This is a genomic window from Amycolatopsis coloradensis (assembly GCF_037997115.1).
GTDB classification, from domain to species: domain Bacteria; phylum Actinomycetota; class Actinomycetes; order Mycobacteriales; family Pseudonocardiaceae; genus Amycolatopsis; species Amycolatopsis coloradensis_A.
Genome location: NZ_CP150484.1, coordinates 8,555,441 through 8,576,481 on the forward strand (window position 1 = coordinate 8,555,441; position 21,041 = coordinate 8,576,481).

At 67.7% G+C, this 21,041-nt stretch carries 24 protein-coding genes; 18 read left to right on the forward strand and 6 right to left on the reverse strand.

The features are described from left to right. The first annotated feature begins 17 nt into the window (after window positions 1–17). From LCL61_RS39980 to LCL61_RS40000, 5 genes are all read left to right on the forward strand, one after another. A complete protein-coding gene (locus tag LCL61_RS39980) occupies window positions 18–413 on the forward strand; it encodes a nitroreductase/quinone reductase family protein (protein ID WP_340684538.1) in 396 nt (131 codons plus the stop codon). A gap of 42 nt (window positions 414–455) precedes the next feature. Next, complete coding sequence (locus LCL61_RS39985) at window positions 456–851, forward strand: MerR family transcriptional regulator (RefSeq protein WP_192746662.1); 396 nt, start codon at window positions 456–458, stop codon at window positions 849–851. Then, the gene (trxA, locus tag LCL61_RS39990; protein ID WP_340684539.1) at window positions 852–1,187 is read left to right on the forward strand and encodes a thioredoxin; all 336 of its coding nucleotides are present in this window, start codon (window positions 852–854) and stop codon (window positions 1,185–1,187) included. Between the two features lie 638 nt (window positions 1,188–1,825). After that, on the forward strand, window positions 1,826–2,449 hold the full coding sequence (locus LCL61_RS39995; RefSeq protein WP_340684540.1) for a LysE family transporter: 624 nt from the start codon (window positions 1,826–1,828) through the stop codon (window positions 2,447–2,449). A gap of 57 nt (window positions 2,450–2,506) precedes the next feature. After that, window positions 2,507–2,932, forward strand: a complete 426-nt coding sequence (locus tag LCL61_RS40000; protein ID WP_340684541.1) for a VOC family protein — start codon at window positions 2,507–2,509, stop codon at window positions 2,930–2,932. Here LCL61_RS40000 and LCL61_RS40005 read toward each other — a convergent pair. The 5 genes from LCL61_RS40005 to LCL61_RS40025 are packed head-to-tail and all read right to left on the reverse strand — an operon-like array spanning window position 2,929 to window position 7,269. Continuing rightward, window positions 2,929–4,692, reverse strand: a complete 1,764-nt coding sequence (locus LCL61_RS40005; RefSeq protein ID WP_340684542.1) for a S9 family peptidase — start codon at window positions 4,690–4,692, stop codon at window positions 2,929–2,931. The two genes, LCL61_RS40000 and LCL61_RS40005, sit on opposite strands and share 4 nt — an antisense overlap. A gap of 4 nt (window positions 4,693–4,696) precedes the next feature. Beyond that, window positions 4,697–5,134, reverse strand: coding sequence for an SRPBCC family protein (locus LCL61_RS40010; protein WP_340684543.1), 438 nt, complete (start codon window positions 5,132–5,134; stop codon window positions 4,697–4,699). Further along, on the reverse strand, window positions 5,131–5,448 hold the full coding sequence (locus tag LCL61_RS40015; protein ID WP_340688799.1) for a metalloregulator ArsR/SmtB family transcription factor: 318 nt from the start codon (window positions 5,446–5,448) through the stop codon (window positions 5,131–5,133). The genes LCL61_RS40010 and LCL61_RS40015 overlap by 4 nt, the downstream gene beginning before the upstream one ends. 59 nt (window positions 5,449–5,507) lie before the next feature. Next, the gene (locus LCL61_RS40020) at window positions 5,508–6,206 is read right to left on the reverse strand and encodes a lysoplasmalogenase family protein (protein WP_340684544.1); all 699 of its coding nucleotides are present in this window, start codon (window positions 6,204–6,206) and stop codon (window positions 5,508–5,510) included. 52 nt (window positions 6,207–6,258) lie between these two features. After that, window positions 6,259–7,269, reverse strand: coding sequence for a GlxA family transcriptional regulator (locus tag LCL61_RS40025; protein WP_340684545.1), 1,011 nt, complete (start codon window positions 7,267–7,269; stop codon window positions 6,259–6,261). Window positions 7,270–7,313: 44 nt separating this feature from the next. Between LCL61_RS40025 and LCL61_RS40030 the strand changes: the two genes are divergently transcribed. The 11 genes from LCL61_RS40030 (at window position 7,314) to LCL61_RS40080 (ending at window position 16,844) form a co-directional block, all read left to right on the forward strand. Next, the gene (locus tag LCL61_RS40030) at window positions 7,314–8,084 is read left to right on the forward strand and encodes an NAD(P)H-dependent oxidoreductase (protein ID WP_340684546.1); all 771 of its coding nucleotides are present in this window, start codon (window positions 7,314–7,316) and stop codon (window positions 8,082–8,084) included. 52 nt (window positions 8,085–8,136) lie between these two features. Continuing rightward, window positions 8,137–8,955 carry an SRPBCC family protein gene (locus tag LCL61_RS40035; RefSeq protein WP_340684547.1) on the forward strand — a complete coding sequence of 273 codons (819 nt, stop codon included), beginning with the start codon at window positions 8,137–8,139 and terminating at the stop codon, window positions 8,953–8,955. 68 nt (window positions 8,956–9,023) lie between these two features. After that, window positions 9,024–10,175 carry a sensor histidine kinase gene (locus tag LCL61_RS40040; protein ID WP_340684548.1) on the forward strand — a complete coding sequence of 384 codons (1,152 nt, stop codon included), beginning with the start codon at window positions 9,024–9,026 and terminating at the stop codon, window positions 10,173–10,175. Beyond that, window positions 10,172–10,837 (forward strand): response regulator, encoded by a 666-nt coding sequence (locus tag LCL61_RS40045; protein ID WP_016331341.1) that lies wholly within the window; start codon window positions 10,172–10,174, stop codon window positions 10,835–10,837. Before LCL61_RS40040 ends, LCL61_RS40045 begins: the two co-directional genes overlap by 4 nt. Before the next feature lie 196 nt (window positions 10,838–11,033). Continuing rightward, window positions 11,034–12,671, forward strand: a complete 1,638-nt coding sequence (locus LCL61_RS40050; protein ID WP_340684549.1) for an acyl-CoA carboxylase subunit beta — start codon at window positions 11,034–11,036, stop codon at window positions 12,669–12,671. Further along, window positions 12,668–12,886: an acyl-CoA carboxylase subunit epsilon gene (locus tag LCL61_RS40055; RefSeq protein ID WP_340684550.1), complete on the forward strand. Its 219-nt coding sequence runs from the start codon at window positions 12,668–12,670 to the stop codon at window positions 12,884–12,886. The genes LCL61_RS40050 and LCL61_RS40055 overlap by 4 nt, the downstream gene beginning before the upstream one ends. Before the next feature lie 61 nt (window positions 12,887–12,947). Then, entirely contained in the window at window positions 12,948–13,781 is an 834-nt protein-coding gene (locus LCL61_RS40060) for a helix-turn-helix transcriptional regulator (RefSeq protein ID WP_340684551.1), read from the forward strand. A gap of 197 nt (window positions 13,782–13,978) precedes the next feature. Next, complete coding sequence (locus LCL61_RS40065) at window positions 13,979–14,185, forward strand: DUF397 domain-containing protein (RefSeq protein WP_340684552.1); 207 nt, start codon at window positions 13,979–13,981, stop codon at window positions 14,183–14,185. Next, window positions 14,182–14,502, forward strand: coding sequence for a hypothetical protein (locus tag LCL61_RS40070; RefSeq protein WP_340684553.1), 321 nt, complete (start codon window positions 14,182–14,184; stop codon window positions 14,500–14,502). Before LCL61_RS40065 ends, LCL61_RS40070 begins: the two co-directional genes overlap by 4 nt. A 130-nt stretch (window positions 14,503–14,632) precedes the next feature. After that, entirely contained in the window at window positions 14,633–15,259 is a 627-nt protein-coding gene (locus LCL61_RS40075) for a PadR family transcriptional regulator (protein WP_340684554.1), read from the forward strand. After that, on the forward strand, window positions 15,240–16,844 hold the full coding sequence (locus LCL61_RS40080; protein WP_340684555.1) for a DHA2 family efflux MFS transporter permease subunit: 1,605 nt from the start codon (window positions 15,240–15,242) through the stop codon (window positions 16,842–16,844). Before LCL61_RS40075 ends, LCL61_RS40080 begins: the two co-directional genes overlap by 20 nt. Window positions 16,845–16,901: 57 nt before the next feature. On the opposite strand, the gene LCL61_RS40085 is transcribed toward LCL61_RS40080, so the two are convergent. Then, entirely contained in the window at window positions 16,902–18,707 is a 1,806-nt protein-coding gene (locus LCL61_RS40085; protein WP_340684556.1) for a glycoside hydrolase family 3 protein, read from the reverse strand. A gap of 166 nt (window positions 18,708–18,873) precedes the next feature. Here LCL61_RS40085 and LCL61_RS40090 point away from each other — a divergent pair, with 166 nt between their 5' ends. Together LCL61_RS40090 and LCL61_RS40095 are read left to right on the forward strand one after the other, a co-directional pair. Beyond that, on the forward strand, window positions 18,874–19,500 hold the full coding sequence (locus LCL61_RS40090) for a nucleoside triphosphate pyrophosphatase (protein ID WP_340684557.1): 627 nt from the start codon (window positions 18,874–18,876) through the stop codon (window positions 19,498–19,500). Between the two features lie 100 nt (window positions 19,501–19,600). Further along, a complete protein-coding gene (locus tag LCL61_RS40095) occupies window positions 19,601–20,965 on the forward strand; it encodes a dicarboxylate/amino acid:cation symporter (protein WP_340684558.1) in 1,365 nt (454 codons plus the stop codon). Window positions 20,966–21,041: the final 76 nt, after the last annotated feature.

A 21,041-nucleotide genomic window follows, 5' to 3' on the forward strand; every position in this document is an offset into this window, starting at 1 on the left:
TAGGGCACCCTGGAACCATGTCCCGCTATCACGAGATCAAGCATCGCGTGGCCACGACCTTTCAACGCCACGTCGGCAACCCGATCCTCGTCCGCCTGCCCGCCCAGCCGATCCTGGAGACCACCGGCCGCAGGTCCGGGGAGCCCCGACGGACGCCGATCGGTGGCCGCCGGGTGGGCCGCTCGTTCTGGATCGTCTCGGAGTTCGGCGAGAAGTCGCAGTACGTCCGCAACATCCAGGCCGATCCGCGGGTCCGGGTGCGGCTCAAGGGCCGGTGGCACACCGGCACGGCGCACCTGCTCCCCGAAGACGACGCCCGCGCCCGGCTGAAGACCCTGCCCACGGTCAACAGCGCCGCCGTACGGGCGATCGGCACGAACCTCCTCACCATCCGGGTCGATCTCGACGACTGAACGTTTGCCTTGACGCCAAGGGCAAGGTTTACGCTCGGTTCCATGCGGATCGGCGAACTCGCCGCGCGCACCGGAACCACCACCCGCGCGCTGCGTTTCTATGAGTCACAAGGGCTTCTCGACGCACGGCGCGCGTCGAACGGCTACCGGGAGTACGACGAGGACGACTACCGCCTGGTGAACGAGATCCTGACCCTGCAAGCGGTCGGGCTCAGCCTCGAAGACACCAGGCCGTTCGTCGAATGCCTGCGCGCCGGACACGAGACCGGTGACTCGTGCGCCGATTCGATCGAGGTCTACCAACGCAAACTCGCCGAGGTGGACGCCTGTCTGGCCAGGCTCAACGACGTGCGGGAAAGCCTGCTGACCAAGCTGGCGGGCGCGCTGAAAACGCCGCCGGGGCCGTGCGTCGTCGTGCCGCGAAACGAGGAGGCCTGAATGCCCCTGTCCGTCGTCACCGACGAAACCTTCCAAGCTCTCGTCCTGGATCAGGACACGCCCGTCCTGGTGGACTTCTGGGCGCAATGGTGCCCGCCCTGCCACATGATCGCGCCGGTGCTCGAGCAGATCGCCGAAGAGCGAGCGGGCTCGCTGCTCATCCGCAAGCTCAACTCCGACGAAAACCCGCTCACGGCAAGGAATTATCAGGTCATGTCGCTGCCGACGCTGATCCTCTTCCGGGGCGGGAGTCCAGTGTGGACGACCGTCGGGGCACGGCCGAAGGCCAAGCTGCTGGCCGACCTGGACGCCGCTCTGCAGCCCGCCCACTCTTGAGTGGTGCGGCAGGGCAAATGTGGCGGGTCGGCAGCGGGCCACCTCGCCACGGGTATCAGGCGCGCACATAACGGTCCACAAGGGACTCCTCGACCGGGTTCCGACGCCCGTTTTGGGTACTTTGCGTAGTATCGCGCGGTGGTCGCGAGTGGCAAGGGTCGTTCTATTGAGGGGCAAGGCAAACGTGGCGGGTTGTGGACGCCTGCCGCGCAGGCCTTTCGCTGACTTCACGGCAAGTTCTCGACCGGCCGGGCCTTTGATGTCCACATAGGTCACCGTTCGGTCAGCGCACGCCTGCTTCATGCCTGCAGGTCCGGTTTCGCGGGGAGTCGTGAGTGATAAAGAGGGTTAGAACGACACTTGCCACTCACGACCACCGCGCGATACTGCGCAAGTACTCAAATCGGGCAGCGGAATCCGACTCGTCGTCCCTTGTGGACAGTCATTGACCCACCTGATCCTCGCGGTGAGCGGCCGCCGACCCACCACCGAAGTAATTGTGTTGCGCGAGCGGCCGCCCGTTCGCATCCTTCTCCCATGACTTCGACCCTCGCCTTCCTGACCCCGTCCTCCGTCGTCCGACGGGTGCGGGTGCAGCAGCAGGCCGGGTCCTGGCGGAGGCCGACACCAGTCCGACCGTGAGCGCCGCGCTCGTCGCGGGCCTGCTCGCCGGGTATGGCATCGCCATCCCGGTGGGCGCGGTCGCGACCTATCTCGTCGTGCTGACGGCCAGATCGGGGCTCAGGATCGGCGCGTACGCCGCGCTCGGCGTCGCCACGGCCGACGGGTTGTACGCGCTGGTCGCGGTTCTCGGCGGCGGCAGGCTCATCCCTCTCATCGAGCCGATCGCCGTACCGCTGCGCTGGACATCGGTGGTGATCCTGCTCGCGCTGGCCGTCCACATCGGACTCAGCGGGATCCGGACCTTCCGCGACTCCGCGAAGGCCGAGGTGACGCAGCCGGTCACGATCGGGCCGATGAAGGCGTACGTGAGCCTGCTCGGGATCACGCTGCTGAACCCGACGACAGTGGTCTACTTCGCGGCGCTCGTACTGGGCAGCGAGGACATGGCCTCGGCGAGCGGAGCGGAACACGTCGCCTTCGTGGCGGCGGCGTTCGCGGCCTCGGCCAGCTGGCAACTGCTCCTCGCGGGCGGTGGCGCCATGCTCGGCAAGGCACTGACCGGACGCCGTGGACGGCTGATGACCGCGCTGGCGTCGAGCGCGCTCATCACCGTGCTCGGTCTGCGGCTGCTCTGGTGAAGAAACAGCCGCGAATCGAGGACCGTGGTTGTCCGCATCGGTTGCGAGGCTGTGCCCATGACCGAAACCCAGGAACGCACCGCCTCCCTCCACTCCTACCTCGCTTACAACGACGCCCCCAAGGCCCTTCGCTGGCTCGAACGCGCCTTCGGCTTCGAGACCACCACGGAGTACCCCGACGACAAAGGCCTGATCCTGCACGCGGAACTGCGGCTCGGCGAAGTCCGGATCATCGTGTTCAGCGCGGAGGAGGACTACGACCGCCCGGCACGCAAGGGCGAAACCGTCGGCCACGGCCTCTACGTGAGCCTTCCGACGCAGGAAGCCGTGGACGCCGTGTTCGCCTCCGCCATCGAAGCCGGCGCGACGTCGGTCTGGGAACCGGTGAACACCGAATGGGGCAACTACCGCTGCCGCGTCGACGACCTCGAAGGCTACGAATGGACTTTCGGCACGTACGTCCCCGGCGAACCGCAAAGCTAGAGCAACCGCGCGAACCACTCGCGGGCGCGGCGGAGCAGATCCAGCTGGTGTTCCCGTTCGGAGATCCTGTGCCCTTCGCCGGGATACACGACGAGGTCGTGTTCGACGCCGAAGTGGCGTAGCGCGCGGTGGAAGAATTCCGCCTGGGACAAGGGGACGTTCGTGTCTTCCGCACCGTGCACGATCAGCACGGGGGTCTCGATCTTCGACGCGAAGGAGATCGGGCTGAGCTGATCGTGCCGGTGCGGGCCTGTTCCTTCCCAGCCGATACTTCCGCCGTGCGCGGCTTCCACCAGCGGACCGAGTTCACCGGTCGCGGCGAGCATTCCCCAGTCACAGATCCCGGCGACCATCAGTGCCGCCTTGAACCGGCGGGTCTGCCCGACGGCCCAGGCCGTCATATATCCGCCGTGACTCCCGCCCGCGATCCCGAGCCGCTCCGGATCGGCCACTCCTTCAGCGATGAGGAGATCGATCCCGGTCTCGTGATCGCTCCATTCCTCCAGGCCTACCCGTCCCGCGACAGAAGCGGCGAATTCGTGCCCATGGCCTTGTCCCCCACGGGGATTCGGCAGGAAGACGGCGTGCCCTGCCAGGGCCAGCCACTGCGCCGACGGGAACCAGCCGAGCATGAAGCGGTCCGCGTACCGGTCATACGGTCCGCCGTGCACCACGGTGACCAGCGAGAAAGGTCCGTCGGCCCGGGTCTTCCCCGGCGGGAGAACGAGCAGTCCGTCCAGCGTGAGACCGTCGGAAGCCTTATAGGACAAGCGTTCCTGCGATCCCCAGAGAATCTCGGCAAGCTCTGGCGCAGTATCGCTCACGCGCGTCAGCGGCTCACCGATGAGTCCACAATGGACATCCACCGGGCGGTGGGCGGTGCTCAGCACGACGGCCACGATCTCGCCGTTCGAAGCGATCGCGTCCGCCTGCCCTCGCCACAACGACACTTCGCCGGCACCGAGCCGGTGAAGGGCCGTGTCGAGACCGTCGGCGACGAGCACCAGCGGCGCGCCGGAATCGACCTGTGCGAGCCTGATCGGACAGGCCACTTCCGGCGTCAGGTTCCGGTGCTCACCCGTTTCCACGGGCACGTCGAAGACCGCCCAGCCGCCCACGATTTCCGGGGTCGCGAGATACGTGATGTGCCAGCCGTCCCCGTCCCGCCACCAGACCGGGCTCTTGGTTTCGAACGCGGACCTCCCTAGGTCACGCCGTTCTCCGCTTTCCAGGTTCAGCACGGAAAGCCGGGGTTCGAGCGCGCCGGGATCGGTCTCCGGGGTCGGCCACGTCACCACGGCGAGCGCCCCGTCGTCCTGGCGACGGGCGACGTCGACCACGTGGTCTTCGAGCAGTGTCGTGATCTCACCGGTTCGCGGGTCGAAGCTCCGCAGCCGTGCCGGACGGAGGCTTTCACTCCAGACCCAGATTTCCGCGGCAGGCGTCTCGTCTTCGGCGATGAACACGATCCGCTCGCGCATCGGGAGGAACGCCGTGATCTCGCTCCGCCAGGCGAACAGCGGCCCGTCCTCCGTGTGAATCAGCCCGTCCCGGAGGAAGTAGAGGGAGTCCGGCGACCACCGGGGCGAGGACCCCTCGGCCAGCTTCCGCGGCTTTTCCTCACCGTCCACGCCCGCCAGCCAGATTTCAGGGCTGCCCTTCGCGATGGTGGCGACCTGGTAGGCGATCCACCGTCCATCCGGGGAGAGCGCGGGTTCCGACGGGACACGGCTGTCGACGATCAGTTCAGCGGTCAGCATGTGTTCATACTGCCGACAAAACCTTCCCCAGCGCATCGAGCCAGTCGCCCGTGCCCTGCTCTCGCCATGCCGGCTCTTCGTGGCCGTCGAGGAAGGTGCCCTGCTCGATCAACGTCAGCCGGGTGCCGCCTTCCTCTGCTTCGAGCAGGATCGTCGTGACCGAAACGGTCGCCAGGACGTCGTCCGCGGAGAGCTTCCCCGCGTAGACGATCCGCTCGTTTTCCGCGATGTCCTCATAGCGGGCTTCGAAGAGCATCTGCTTGCCGCCGGGGGGACCGCTGATGACCTCGCGGCCGCCGACCCGGAAGTCGAGGGAGTGCCCGCCGCCGGGCACGGTGATCCAACCGGCCTTCGCGGCCGGATCCGACCAAGCGGCGAAAACGCGTTCCGGCGCCACGGGGTAGACGCGCTCGAGGGTGAAAGTGGCGTGTTTGACGGTCATGACCTTTGCCTTTCGTCGGAGTCCAGAAAGCCGCCAAGGCGATCGAGCCGGTGTTCCCAGCCGGTGCGCTGCCCGCCGAGCCAGTCCTCGGCCATCCGCAGTCCGTCCGGTTCGAGGTGGCAGGTACGGACGCGCCCCGCCTTCTCCGACCGGACGAGCCCGCTGGCCTCCAGCACCTGGAGGTGCTGCATCACGGCGGGCAGCGACATCGACAACGGCTGCGCGAGCTCCCCCACCGAGGCGGGGCCCCGGGTGAGGCGCTCGATCATTTCGCGGCGCGTCCCGTCGGACAGCGCCTTGAACACCTGGTCCATGCGTTGGTTAGGCACATGCTTAACTATCCGCCCACGCCGGACAATAGTCAAGTAGGTGCTTAACTTTCTGCGGTCATGCCTTCGACGAGCAGCCACTGCGACGCGAGGTACGAAGTCAGCACGAAGGTTTCGAGGTTGGCCCGCACCCGCTCACTGGTGACGAAGTCGCGGCGGATCAGGATCGCCAGATCCGACGCGGAGAACAGCAGCGCGCCGGCGGCGATCCAGGTGCGGCGGTCACCCGACGGGACCACCATCCCGCCCGAGACCTTGGCCTTCGGCGCCAGCACCGGGTCGGCCGCGAGGGTCGACGTCGTGCTCAGCAGGCCTCCGTAGACCGAAAGCACCGAAGAGACCGGGGACGGCTTCGGCAACGCCATCGCGACCGCGGCCGCGGCCCACGCCGCCAGCCTGGGCGGCGCGGTCGCCGCGCGCGGGCGGGCACCGCGGCGCCACAACAGCGCGGAGTACAGCACCTGCATGACACCGAACGAGGTCGCACCCCTGATCAGCTGGCCGTCCTCGTCGGACCGGCCCATGAAGTGGTCGCCCGCGCCCGCCGCGATCAACGCGGTGACGAGCAGCCCCTTCTCCCCCGGCGCGAGCCCCCGCGAACGCGCGACCCTGGCGGCGAGCACCGGGACCGCGGCGGGCTTGGTCGCGAGTCGCAGCTTCCGATTGCCTGTCCTCGCGGAGTACACCGTGCCGATCGCGGCGCTCGCGAACAACACCCGTTCGGCGATTTTCAGGGCCTTCACTGACCACCTCCGGAACTTATCCCAGGGTAAGTTACCAGGCGGTCAGCTGCTTTCAGACGGCTTCGCGGAAGGTGTTCCGATACGCGCTCGGCGAGACCCCCAACGCCGCCTGCAGATGCTGACGCAGCGACGCGGCGGTGCCGAAGCCCGCTTCGGTGGCGACCTTGTCCACCGGCAGATCGGTCTCTTCGAGCAGTTGGCGGGCTCGTTCGATCCGCTGCTGGGTCAGCCACTGCAACGCCGAGATCCCGACCTCGTCGCGGAATCGCCGCGTGAACGTCCTCGTGCTCATCGCCTCTTTCGCCGCGAGTTCGCGCAGCGTCAGCGGCCTGTCGAGGTTCTCGAGCGCCCAGGCACGCGCCGCCGCCGTCGAAGAGGACTGCGGCTCCGGCACCGGCCGCCGGATGAACTGCGCCTGCCCGCCCTCGCGGTGTGGCGAGACGACCGTTCCGCGCGCGACCTCGTTCGCGACCGCGGCACCGTGATCGCAGCGGATCATGTGCAGGCAGAGATCGATCCCGGACGCGACGCCCGCCGCGGTCAGCACGTTCCCGTCGTCGGTGTAGAGCACGTTGGGATCCAGGTCGACCTTCGGGAACTTCGCCTGGAAGTCCAGCGCCGATCGCCAGTGCGTGGTCGCCTTCCGGCCGTCGAGCAGGCCGGCGGCGGCGAGCACGAAGGCACCCGTGCAGATCGACGCGATCCTGGCCTCCGGGCGGATCAGCTCCAGCGCCCGCGCGAGCGGCTCGGTGAGGTCGTGCCCCGACGGTTCGTATTCGGTGGACGACGCCGGGATGACCACGGTGTCGGCCTCGGCCAGCACCTCCGGCCCGAGCGCGACCGAGATCGTGACGTCGGCGTCGGTCCGGATCTGCCCCGGTTCCGGCGTGCAGGTGACGACCTCGTAGAGCGGCTCGCCGTCGGCGGACTTGGCCGTGCCGAACAGCCGGGTGACGATCCCCAGCTCCATCACCAGCATTCCGTGGCGGACCAGCACGGCGACCCGATGACGGCCGGGATGCACGAAGAAGCCCATGGCTCGATTCTTGCACATGTTGTCCATCAGGCCACTCGTCCGCGGCGGGGAGAACACGCGACGGTGGGACCATGAACGTGCTGTGGATCTTCGCCCACCCCGAACCCCGTTCCCTCGGCGGCTCGCTGCGCGACGAGGGGTTGAGCGCCCTCCGCGCGCAGGGCGCCGACGTCCGGGAATCCGATCTGTACGCGATGAAGTGGAAGGCAGTCGTCGACGCCGACGACTTCGGCCGGGCCGCTTCCCCGGACCGGCTTGTCGTCGGCGCGACGTCGAAGTGCGCCTTCGAGACCGGCGAGCTCGGCGAGGACATCCGCGCCGAACACGAAAAACTGGCGTGGGCGGACACCGTGATCATCCAATTCCCGCTGTGGTGGTACGGAATGCCCGCCATCCTCAAGGGCTGGTTCGACCGCGTCTTCGTCAAGGGTTTCGCCTACGGCGTCCAGCGCCCCGACGGCCGGACGGCGCGCTACGGCGAAGGCGCGCTGGCCGGGAAGCGCGCCATGGTCGTGCTGACCGCGGGGGCGCCGGAGGCCACGATCGGCCCGCGCGGGGTGAACGGCGACATCGGTGACCTGCTGTTCCCGTTGCAGCACGGGACACTTTGGTACGCGGGCATGTCGGTCCTGCCCCCGCTGACGATCTGCGGCGCCGACCGCGTCTCGCCAGGGCAATTCGAAGCCGCGGCCGCGGCGCTGCGCGAACGGCTGCGGACGCTGGCCATTCAGGACCCGATCCCGTTCCGTCACCAGAACGGGGGCGATTACGACGACGATCTGGTGCTGCGTGCGGAACTCGCGCCGGGGCGGGACGGGATCGGCGTCCACCTCGACACTTGATCAAATATTAGCCCGTGGTTATATTAGCGTCAAAGCAGATAAGGAGGTCACCGTGAACTCTCGCGCCCGGTTGGAGACCGTCGGGGAACGTCCGGCGCTACGGATGGAACGTCGTCTCGCAGACCGGCCGGAGCGTGTCTGGCAGGCGATCACCGAACCGTCGAAGCTCGCGAAATGGTTTCCCGCAGCGGTCACAGTCGACCTGCGACCGGGCGGAAAGATCGAATTCAGCTTCGAGGGCGAAGAGGCCCCGACCGCGGGCAAAGTCCTCGAAGCCGACGAACCCCGCGTGTTCGTGTTCAGCTGGAACGACGACGTGCTGCGCTGGGAGATCACTCCGGACGGCGACGGCAGCCGTCTGCTCTTCACGCATACGTTCGGCCGTGGTGAACCCGCCATCGCCAAGATCGCGGCGCCCCGCACGGCCGCTGGCTGGGATAGCTGCCTCGTGGCGCTCGTCGCCCTGCTCGACGGCGTGGACCATGAGCCGTCGGCCGACTGGATCGGCCCGATCGAGGCCTACACCGAGGAGTTCGGGCTCGCCGAGGGCGAAGTTCTGGAAACCGGCGACGGCAAGGTGATCCGCTTCCGTCGCGACCTGGTCTGGAAACCGCTCGATGAGGTCTGGGCCCGTCTCACCGCCGAACCGGCCGAGGGCACGGTCATCCACGAGGAACCGCCGCGGCTGCTGGAGTTTTCGCTGCCACGGGGCGGGATCGTCCGCTGGGAGTTCAGCCATTCCGAACTCGACGGCACCATGGTCGAGGTGACCCAGACCGTCCCCGCCGGACAGGACGACATCGTGCCCGAGGCGCTACGAAGCCGGCGCGAGAAGCTGAAGAAGTTCTTCGCGGCGACTCAGGGAAGCTGATCTCCACCCTGGGGTTGACCTCCGCCGGACGGACGCGCACGCACCACATGTCCGGTTAAGTTCGCCGTATGAAACAGCCGTCGGCGCTCCCCCAGCGGGTGGCGTACACGATCGACGCGCTCCTCGCGCTGGTGCTCGTCGTGGCCGTCGGCGGGAACCTGGCCGCGAAGACCTGGACGTTCCTCATCGCCATCCCGATGTGGCTCGCCTGGGCGACGGTCGCCGCCAGCGGGATCGCGATCGCGCTGCGGCGCCACCGGCCGCTGATCGCCTACGGCCTCGGCCTGGGCGCCCTGGTCCCGGCCCTGCTCGCCGGCAACGGGCTGGGCCCGGCCGCGCTCCTGGCCACCGCGTGCGCCCTCTACACCGTGGCGCTGGAACACCCGCGTGCCCGCTCGCTGATCGCGATGGGCCTCGGCCTGGTCGTAGTCATGATCTTCGAGTTCCTGCGGCTGGGCCCGAACACGATCGCGTCGACGGCCTTCGCGGGCGGCGGGGTGGCGGGCTCGTGGGCACTCGGCTGGATGACGCGGCAACGGCGCGCGAACCTGGCCCAGCTCGCGGAAACTCAAGCCGATCAGGCGGTTTCCGACGAACGGCTGCGTATCGCGCGCGAGATGCACGACGTCGTCGCGCACAGCATGAGCCTGATCGCGGTCAAGGCGGCCGTCGGCAACCACGTCGCGCGAGAACAGCCGGAAGAAGCACGCGAAGCGTTGCGAGTCATCGAACTCACCAGCCGCGAGACGCTCGTCGAACTCCGGCGGATGCTCGGCGTCCTCCGTTCCGGTGACGGGACGCCCGAGGCCGCGCTCGGCCCCGCGCCGAAACTCGCCGACCTGCGCACCCTGGCCGAACGCGCCGGACAGGCCGGGGTGCGCGTCGAGCTGACCGGCGAGGCGGTGGACGACCTCCCGGAAGGTGTCGCGCTTTCGGTCTACCGCATCACGCAGGAGGCGGTGACCAACGTCGTGAAGCACGCGGGACCGTCGGCCTGCCGGGTCACGATCACCGAAGGCCCCGGCGAGGTCAGCGTCGAAATCGTCGACGACGGGCGCGGCGAAGGTTCGCCGTCGACGCCCGGCGGGCACGGTTTGATCGGCATGCGCGAACGCGTCGCCGTCTACGGTGGTGACTTCGAAGCGGGCCCGCTGCCCGCCGGGGGATTCCGGGTGTTCGCGCGGCTGCCGTACGCCGCCAAGGAAGTGGGGACACGATGATCCGCGTACTGATCGCCGACGACCAGGCGTTGCTGCGCGGCAGCTTCCGCGTGCTCGTCGACAGCGCGCCGGACCTCGAAGTCGTCGGCGAGGCGAGCGACGGCGCGGAGGCCGCGGAACTCGCCGAGAAGGAGCGCCCCGACGTCGTCCTGATGGACGTCCGCATGCCCGAACTGGACGGGATCGAAGCCACCCGGCGGATCTGCGCGTCGGCCGCCACCGAAGGCGTCCACGTGCTGATGCTGACGACCTTCGACCTCGACGCCTACGTGTATTCGGCCCTGCGCGCGGGCGCGAGCGGATTCCTGCTGAAGGACACCCCGCCCGCCGAGCTGCTGACCGCGATCCGGGTCGTCGCGGCGGGCGAAGGACTGCTGGCCCCGTCGATCACGCGAAGGCTCATCGCCGAGTTCGCCCGGCTGCCCGAACCCGGGCAGCGCGTCGCGGCTTCGCTGGACAACATCACCACCCGCGAACGCGAGGTCCTGAGCCTGATCGCGCGCGGACTGTCGAACGACGAGATCGCCGGGACCCTGCATCTCGGGCTGGCGACGGTGAAGACGCACATCGGCCACCTCCTGCACAAACTCGCGGCGCGGGACCGGGCGCAGCTGGTGATCGCGGCCTACGAGTCCGGTCTGGTGCGCGCCTCCGTCCAGTGAGGGATGGGTCCGCCGGTACTGGATTTGGCTGGGGCTGATCGTGGGTCAGGTAGTGAAGGCCTCCTTCCCTACTTTGAGGGTAGGGAAGGAGGCCTTCACGGACCGGTCGTCCGCGACCACTCACGACCCGCCACCGCTGACGGACGTTGCCTACGCCACACGCGAAGTGACCGTCGAGTAGCTAGGCTGCGCTTTCATGAGCAGTGCGACGGAGCCGCTCGGGACGCCGCCCGAGGACGAACCGGACATCCACACCACGGCCGGTAAGCTGGCCGACCTGTACCGCCGGTATGACGAGGCGGTACACGCGGGTTCCGCGAGGGCGGTGGAGAAACAGCACGCCAAGGGCAAGAAGACCGCCCGCGAGCGGATCGACCTGCTGCTGGACGAGGGCTCGTTCGTCGAACTCGACGAACTGGCGAAGCACCGCTCGGTCAACTTCGGCCAGGAGAAGAACCGGCCCTACGGCGACGGCGTCGTCACCGGGTACGGCACCGTCGACGGTCGTCCGGTGTGCGTGTTCAGCCAGGACGTCACGGTCTTCGGCGGTTCACTCGGTGAGGTGTACGGCGAGAAGATCGTCAAGGTGATGGACCTGGCGATCAAGACCGGCCGCCCGATCATCGGCATCAACGAGGGCGGCGGCGCGCGGATCCAGGAAGGCGTCGTCTCGCTCGGGCTCTACGGCGAGATCTTCAACCGCAACGTCAAGGCGTCCGGCGTCATCCCGCAGATCTCGCTGATCATGGGCGCCAACGCGGGCGGGCACGTCTACTCGCCGGCGCTGACCGACTTCGTGGTGATGGTCGACAAGACCTCGCACATGTTCATCACCGGCCCCGACGTCGTCAAGACCGTGACCGGCGAAGAGGTCTCCTTCGAGGAGCTCGGCGGCGGGCGCACGCACAACACCCGTTCGGGCAACGCGCACTACCTCGGCTCCGACGACGAGGACGCGATCGCCTACGTCAAGGAACTGCTCTCGTTCCTCCCGGCGAACAACCTTTCCGAGGCTCCCGTCTTCGAGACCGACGCGGCCCCCGGCGGGTTCTTCGACGACGTCACCGAGTCCGACCGCGAGCTCGACACGCTGATCCCGGACTCGCCGAACCAGCCGTACGACATGCACGAGGTCATCACCCGCATCGTCGACGACGGCGACTTCCTCGAGGTGCACGAGCTGTTCGCGCCCAACATCCTGGTCGGCTTCGGCCGGGTGGACGGGCGCAGCGTCGGCATCGTGGCGAACCAGCCGACCCAGTTCGCCGGCTGCCTCGACATCGACGCGTCCGAGAAGGCCGCGCGGTTCGTGCGCACCTGCGACGCGTTCAACATCCCGGTGCTGACCTTCGTCGACGTCCCAGGCTTCCTTCCCGGCACCGACCAGGAGTGGAACGGCATCATCCGGCGCGGCGCGAAGCTGATCTACGCCTACGCCGAAGCGACCGTCCCGCTCGTCACCGTCATCACCCGCAAGGCGTACGGCGGCGCGTACGACGTCATGGGTTCGAAGCACCTCGGCGCGGACATCAACCTGGCCTGGCCGACGGCGCAGGTCGCGGTCATGGGCGCGCAGGGCGCGGCGAACATCGTGCACCGCAAGACCCTCGCCGCGGCCGCCGCCGACGGCAAGGACGTCGACGCGCTGCGCGCCGAGCTGATCCAGGAGTACGAGGACACGCTCCTGAACCCGTACGCGGCGGCCGAGCGCGGCTACGTCGACTCGGTGATCGTGCCCGCGCACACCCGCGGCCACATCGCGAAGGCGCTCTCGCTGCTCCAGGGCAAGCGGGAGACGCTGCCGCCCAAGAAGCACGGGAACATCCCGCTGTGACCGCGCCCGAAACCCCGCTGCTGCGTGTCGTCCGGGGCAACCCGGACGACACCGAACTCGCCGCCCTGACCGCCGTCGTCGCGGCGGCGGCCAGTGCGCGGGCACCGGAACCGGCCCCGAAACGGGATTCGTGGTGGGCGGACAAGGCTTCGCTCGTGCGGGCTCCGCTCGCGCCCGGCGAAGGGGCTTGGCGGGCTTCGGCGCTTCCTCGCTGAAAGCGGCTTCGCGGGTTATCGTGACGGATCCGCTGACCGCGATCGCCCCAGAAAGCCGTGCGTGACGAACCAGGACCACCTCTCCACCGAATTGCGCCGTCTGCGCAAAGCCGCCGGGTTGTCCGGTACCGAAGCGGCCAGGCTCACCGGCCTCAGTCAGTCGAAGGTCTCGCGGGTCGAAACCGGCGCGTTCATGCCGACCGAGGAACAGGTCGTCGCGCTGTGCCGCGTCTACCGCGCGCCCGCGAAGGTCCGGCGGGCGCTCGTCGCGATCACCCGGGACCTCCGTGAAGAGGCGTCATCCGCCCGCGTCGTCCTCCAGCGCGGTGCCTGGCGGATGCAGCAGCGCATCGGCAAGATCGAGACGGCGTCCGCCCGTATCCGGAGTTTCCAGCCGACCATCGTGTTCGGCCTGCTCCAGACCCGCGACTACATCACCGCCCTGTTCGGTGATTCGCTGCCTGCCGACGAACGCGACCAGACGGTCGATGCCAGGCTGGAACGCCAGCGGATCCTCGACTCGAACCGCGAGTTCCACTTCGTGCTCACCGAAGGCGCCCTGCGCTGGAACATGGGCGGTGCGGCGACGATGCTGGCCCAGCTCGGCCACCTCATCGAGGTGTCCCGGCGCGGCCGGGTGCGGCTGGGCGTGATCCCGTGGACCGCACCGGTTTCGGTCCCGGTCCTCCACGGTTTCGACATCTACGACTCGCGCGCGGTGCTCCTCGGGACTCAGACGGCCACGGCGCTCGTCACGGACGAACGCGAAGTGGCCGACTACGAGAAGAACTTCACCGAAGTCGAGCACTACGCCACCTACGGCGACATCGCCTGCTCGCATCTGACGCGGATCGCCGCCGACTACCGACAGCTCGCGGCCGATTCACTTCGGTGACCTAAGACCCTTTGCGCTATGCACTCCGAGAGTGCATCGTGGGTAAAGCAGCTGTCGGTGAAAGTCCCCTTTCGTGCGCCGAACGCGATCACCGAAGCCGTTCACCGACCAACGGGCACAGATCACCCGATCTCGCCAACCTTGCTGCCGCGCAACCCGTCTACTTGCCGAAACAGTCACTGGGGAAAGGGCCTCCGATGACCACCTGGCACGAGAACATGACCGGCTGGCACAAGTCGACCTACACGCACTGGGAAGAGAACGCCTGCGTCGAGGTCGGCGCCGCGCCCGGCCTGGTCGGCATCCGGGACACCAAACAGTGGGCGATGCCGGACGAGACCCGGCCGATCCTGGTGCTCCCGGCCGAGTCCTTCGCCGCGCTCCTCGATCACCTCGGGCGATGAACGACGTCGCCGAGCCGTACATGGTCCACGATCCGCGGGAGATGGCGGGCCAGCTGATCAACGGCAACTGGATCGTCGCGCGATGGGAGCACCTCGGCGAGGACGAGGACCTCGACCACTGGACCGCGGTCCTGCGGAGCCACTGTGCAGAACTCGACGTCGATCCGTACGTCATCAACATCCCGCGCAAGAGCCTCACCATCGTCTTCAACGGCGCGCTCCCCGCCCCGACGTTCGAACAGCTGGAGAACTCGATCGCGGCCATCGAGTACCACCGCTTCCTCGAACGCGAAATCGGGCCGAGACCCCTGAACTGACACGCGAGTTCCGCCTCCGAGCACGCGAGTCACGCCTTCAAGCACGCGAACCCCGTACTTGAACCCGGACCGGTCCTACCATATAGTCCACTCGGAATAATCAGTAAGGAATCGTCCGAGGGGATCATCCATGGCCTCGAAGCTCACCCCACTCGCCATGGCGGTGCTGGAACTCCTTCACGAACGGGCCATGCATCCGTACGAGATGGCGCAGCTGATGCGGGAGCGCTTCGTCAACACGCGCGTCAAGGTGAAGGCGGGCTCGCTTTACCACACGGTGGATCGCCTGGTGCAGAACGGTTTCGTCGAGGTCGTCGAGACGCAGCGCGACGGGAAGCGCCCCGAGCGCACCGTGTACGCGATGACGGACGCCGGTCGAGACGAGTTCGTCGACCGGGCGCAGGACATGCTGGCCAACCCCGCCGAGGAGTACCCCGAGTACCTCAGCGCGCTCGCCGTCATCGACGAGCTCGGCCCGGAAATGTCGCTCACCCACCTCAAGCACCGTGTGCTGCGGCTTCAGGCCGCCATCGCCTCCGACCGGGTCGTTCTCGAAAACCTCGTCAACGAGCACAAGCTTCCCGAGATCTACTGGCTCGACTGGTCCTACGCCACCGCGCGGCGGGCCTTCGAACTCGAGTGGACCAAGAAGCTGGTCGAAGACCTGGAATCCGGCCGTATCCGGTTCCAGGAGCACTGCACCCCGCACCTGAACCTGGTCACCGAGGACGACAGCGATGAACGCGCGACAAGCTGACCCCTGGGCGGCGCTTTCCGCGCTGTGCCTGGGTTTCTTCATGATCCTGCTGGACACCACGATCGTTTCGACCGCGATTCCCGCGATGCTGCGCGAACTCGGCGCGGGCCTGAACGCGATCGTCTGGGTGATCAGTGTCTACCTGCTCGCCTACGCGGTGCCGATGCTGTTCGCCAGCAGGCTCGGCGACCGTTTCGGCCCGAAACGCGTCTACCTGGCCGGGCTCGTGGTGTTCACGCTGGCCTCGCTGTGGTGCGGCCTGTCCGGCTCGGTCGAAACGCTGATCGCGGCCCGCGCGGTGCAGGGACTCGGCGCCGCCTTGATGACACCGCAGACCCTCGCGTTCATCAGCCATCTGTTCCCGCCGTCGAAACGCGGCCCCGCGATGGGCCTCTGGAGCGGCGTCGCCGGGATCGCCGCCATCGTCGGTCCGCTGCTCGGCGGTGTGCTCGTCGACCATCTCGGCTGGGAATGGATCTTCTTCGTCAACCTGCCGGTCGGTGTGGTCGCGCTCGCGCTGGCACTGCTCAAGGTGCCGGACTGGCAGCCGAAGCACTCACATTCCTTCGACGTCCCCGGCATCCTGCTGTCGGGAGCCGGCCTGTTCTGCGTCGTCTACGGTGTCCAAAATGGACAGCAGTACGGCTGGGGCCGCGTCTTCGGGTCGATCACCGTGTTCGAGATCATCGGCGCCGGTGTCGCCCTGCTGGTCGCTTTCGTGGTGTGGCAGCGGCTCAACCGCAAGGAACCCTTGTTGCCGCTGGGCGTTTTCGCGAACCGTAACTTCTCGGCCGGAGCGCTGACCGCGGTCACCGTCGGCTTCGCGATGACCGGCATGTTCCTTCCGCTGGTGATCTACATCCAGGCCGTGCTCGGCGAGTCGCCGACGATGTCCGGCCTGCTGTTCGCGCCGATGTCGCTGCTGGGCGGCTTGATCGGCCCGTTCGTCGGCCGTGCTTCGGACAAGGTGAACCGCAAGGTCCTGCTGATCATCGGGCTGGCGGCGCTGGGCGCGGGGCTGGCACTGGCGGCGCTGACCGCACGGGCGGGCGCGAACGCCTGGGCGCTCACCCCGGCGTTGCTGGTGGCGGGCTTCGGGATCGGGTTCATCTTCGCACCGATGGGCAACCTGGCGATGAGTTCGGTCGAGCCGCGGCTCGTCGGGACCGCGTCGGGCATCTTCAACACCGCGCGCCAGGTCGGCGGCGTGCTCGGCAGCGCCGCCGTCGGTGTGCTGCTGCAGGCAAGGATCAGCGCTTCGATCGCCGACGAGGCCGCGGTGGCCGCGAGCGCCTTGCCGGAGCGGTACCGGGCCCCGTTCGCGGAAGGTGTCGCGAAGGCCGCGGAATCGACCGGGGAATTCGGTTCCTCCGGGACGGCGGCGTTCCCCGGCCTGCCGTCCGGCGTCGCCGAGCAGGCCCAGCGGCTCGCGCTCGACGCCATCCACAATGGACTGACCGATGCGGCAAGGGTGACACTGCTGCTCCCGGCCGCGGTACTGGTGCTGGGCGTGCTCGCCGCGCTCACCATGCGCCGTCCGGCTCCGCGTCCGCACGTGCCGGTGCCCGAACCCGCCGCCGCCTGACTCCAGGTCTCGTGAGTGGTAAGGACGGTTAGAACCGTCCTTACCACTCACGAGGCCCTACCGGCGGTACCGCAGGCCGTAGCCGTACGGGTACAGCGCCTTCTTGCCGTCACCGACGTTCACCGGTTCCTGCGCCGCGCTGGTCGGCCAGCTGAACGTCAGCTTCCCGGTCGGGTTGTAGTCGCCGTAAAGGACATCGGCGACGCCGGCGCCTTCGCTGCCCGGGAGCCAGGCGGCGAGAAGCCCGTCGAACTGCGGCAGTTGCGGAGCGATGTCGAGCGGGCGCCCGGACACGGTCACCACGACGACCGGGACCCCGGAGGCTTTCAGTTTGGCGATCGTGGCGAGGTCTTCCGCGTCGAGCCCGAAGCCGTTCGGACGATCTCCCTGTCCTTCGGCGTACGGCGTTTCGCCCACCACGGCGAGGGCGACCTTGTAGCTGCTGTCGATTCCGTTACCCGCACGGTCATAGGTCACCGTGGTTCCCTTCCCCGCCCCCGACTTGATCCCGTCGAGGATGGTCGTGCCCGGGATCACCGGGCCGCTCTGGCCTTGCCAGGTGAGCGTCCAGCCGCCGGCCTGGTTGCCGATGTCGTTCGCGTTCTTGCCCGCGACGAAGATCTTGTTGTTCTTCTTCGCCAGCGGTAGCACACCGTCGTTCTTCAGCAGCACCTGGGATTCGCGGACGGCCTGCCGGGCCAGTTCACGGTGTTCCTTGCTGCCGAAGGTCTTCTGGAGCGAACGGTCGGTGTACGGATGCTCGAACAGGCCGAGCTTGAACTTCTCCGCCAGGATGCGGCGGTTCGCGTCGTCGACCCGGTCGCGGGAGACGCGGCCCGCTTCGACCTCGGCCTTGAGATAGGAGATGAACTGCGGCGCGTCCCACGGGACCATGAACATATCGATGCCCGCGTTGACCGAGAGCCGCACTTCTTCGGGGGTGAAGCCTTCCTTGCCGTCGATCTGGTTGATCGCGTTGTAGTCCGAGATCACCAGGCCGGAGAACCGCAGCTCCCGCTTGAGAACGTCGGTGATCAGGTACTTCTGGGCGTGCATGCGCACTCCCTGGAAGCTGGAGAACGAGATCATCACCGAGCCCACGCCGCGGTCGATCGCCTCCCGGAACGGCGGCAGGTGGATCTGGCGCAGTTCTCGTTCGCTGATCTCGGTATTGCCCTGGTCGACGCCGTTCGTCGTACCGCCGTCGCCGACGTAGTGCTTCGCCGTCGCGAGCACCGATCCCGGTTTCTCGCCGAGCCTGCGCCCTTGGAGACCGGTGATGGCCGACGCGTTCGCGATGGCGTCGCGCGGGGATTCGCCGAAGGATTCGTAGGTCCGGCCCCAGCGATCGTCACGAGCGACGCACAGGCACGGCGAAAAGTCCCACTGCGGGCCGGTTCCGGCGACTTCCAGCGCCGTCGCGCGGCCGATCTTCTCCACCAGGCGCGGATTGTTGGCCGCACCGAGGCCGATGTTGTGCGGGAAGATCGTCGCGCCGTAGACATTGTTGTGGCCGTGCACCGCGTCGACACCGTAGAGCGTGGGGATGCCGAGCGGCGTCGAAATCGCCGCCTTCTGGTACGAGTCGACCATGTCGGCCCACCCGTTCGGTGTGTTGCTGGCGGGTACCGAGCCGCCGCCGGAGAGCAGGGACCCCAGTTTGAGCGCGGCGGCCTGTTCGGGGGTGACCGCGCCGCGTTCGGCCTGGGTCATCTGGCCGATCTTGTCGTCGAGGCTCATCCGCTTGAGCAGGTCGTTCACTCGCGCGGACGTCGATGCGTGGGGATTCTTGTAGACCGGCCCCGGGGCGGCGGACGCCACCGGCGACAGGGCCGAGCCAGCCAGGAGCAGTACTGCGAGCACTGTGGTTTGCGTCGTGCGAAGTGATCTTCTGACGCGGAGGCGGGACGACATTGGTTCCTCCGTAGCTCGAACAATCCATATGTTGCGCGCCACAACAAACTAGCTCCACGTTCGGGTGTCCCAGGTCACAATCAGGCAACGGCGGGCCGTCGAGTACCTTCCTCAGGTGCGTTTCGTCCTCGCTTCCCAGTCCCCCGCCCGCCTCGGTGTCCTGCGTTCCGCCGGCTTCGACCCGAGCGTCGTCGTGTCCGGCGTCGACGAGGACGCCGTCGCCGCGTCCCTGCCCGATCCGGCTCCCGAGGAGCTGGTCCGCGCACTTGCCGCCGCGAAGGCCGAAACCGTTTTCGAGACGCTCGGCGGGCACGGCGACATGGTCATCGTGGGTTGCGACTCGATGCTGTCGATCAACGGTGAGATGGTCGGGAAACCGATCACGCCGGAAGCCGCGCGCGAGCGCTGGGCGTCGATGGCGGGCAAAACCGGCGAACTCCTGACCGGCCACGCGATCATTCGCGTCGAAAACGGCGTGAAGACGAAAGAAGCGTCTGGAACCGAAGGCACCACGGTTCGCTTCGGCACACCTTCACAAGAAGAGATCGAGGCGTACATCGCTTCCGGTGAGCCGCTTCAGGTGGCCGGCGGCTTCACGCTCGACGGGCTCGGCGGCTGGTTCATCGAGGGAATCGACGGCGATTTCTCGAGCGTCATCGGGATCAGCCTGCCGCTGACCCGGCGTTTGCTGGCCGAGGTCGGCGTGAGCGTCATCGAACTGTGGACGCGTCCCGCATCCTGAGACGACTCCCACACGATCGGGTGATCCGGAAGAGTCCTGCTTCGCCGAACGTTCTTCACGTTCGGGAAATCAGGAAACCTTCACGCACCGGAGTCGCCCCGTGTCTTTCATTCGGACCTACAAAAGGCCAAAGGTCTTCGCGGCGGCGGTCCTCGGCTCGCTCGTCGTGGGCGCCCTGCTCGGCGTGCTCGCCAGGACGACCGAGGCGAGCTGGCTGACCGACCTGCTCGACCAGATCGGCACGATCTTCACGACGCTGCTGCAGATCGCGGTGATCCCGCTGGTCTTCACGGCGATCGTGGTCGGCATCAACAGCCTGCGCAATCTCGGCGGCGGCAAGAAGGCCGCGCGGCTGGGTGGCAAGACCGTCCTGTGGTTCGCGATCACGTCGTTCATCGCGTCGCTGATCGGCATCGCCGTCGCCAAGCTGTTCAACCCGGGCAGCGGCGGGCTCGGCGAAGGTGTCGCCGCGACGGCGAAGAACGCGGACAAGGCCGCCAAGAGCACCGAGAACTGGGGTTCCTGGAGCGCTTTCGTCGAAGGCCTGCTGCCCAAGAACTTCTTCACCGCCTTCACCGAGGGCGAGACGCTGCAGGTGCTGTTCCTCGCCGTGCTCATCGGCGCGGCCGCCTACAGCCTCGGCGACAAGGCCAAGCCGTTCGTCGACTTCACCACGAGCGTCTTCGAGATCATCCAGCGCTACCTCGGCTGGATCGTCCGGCTCGCCCCGATCGGCATCATCGGCCTGATCGGCGCCGCGGTCTCGAACTACGGTGACGCCCTGTTCCGGCCGCTGTTCACCACCACTCTCGCGGTGTACGTCGGCTGCTTGCTGGTGCTGCTGGTGGTCTACCCGATCCTGCTTCAGTTCGTGGCGAAGGTCAGCCCGCTGAAGTTCTTCTCGAAGGCCGGCACGGCGATCCAGTTCGCGTTCGCTTCGCAGTCTTCGGCCGCGACGCTGCCCCTCACCCGGCAGTCCGCCGTGAACCTGGGCGTCCAGCCCGCGTACGCCGCCTTCGCGACTCCGCTGGGCAGCGCCACGAAGATGGACGGCTGCGCCGCGGTGTTCCCCGCGATCGGCGCCATCTTCATCGCGAACCTCTCCGGTGTCTCGCTGAACATCTGGCAGTACGTCGGGATCGTCGTGGTCGCCGTGCTCGGCGCGCTGGCCACTGCGGGCACCACCGGCTGGCTGACCGCGCTGACCCTGACCACCGCGTTCATCGGGCTCGACGCGCAGCAGGTGGCGCTCGGGATCGCGCTGATCTACTCGGTGAACCCGATCATGGACATGATGCGGACCGCGACCAACGTCGCGGGCCAGATCGTCGTGCCGGTGGTCGTCGCGCGCGGCGAAGGCCTGCTGGACGACGACGTGCTCAACTCGCCGACGGACCCTTCGCCGACTGAGAGCGGCGAAGCGGCTACTTCCACCGCTAAGGAACCTGCCGCTGCTGGCGCCTGAGGCCCTTTAATGCGCGTGACCTTATGGGGGTGTGTGGATATAGGGACGTTGAGTGTCCCTATTCCCACACACCCCT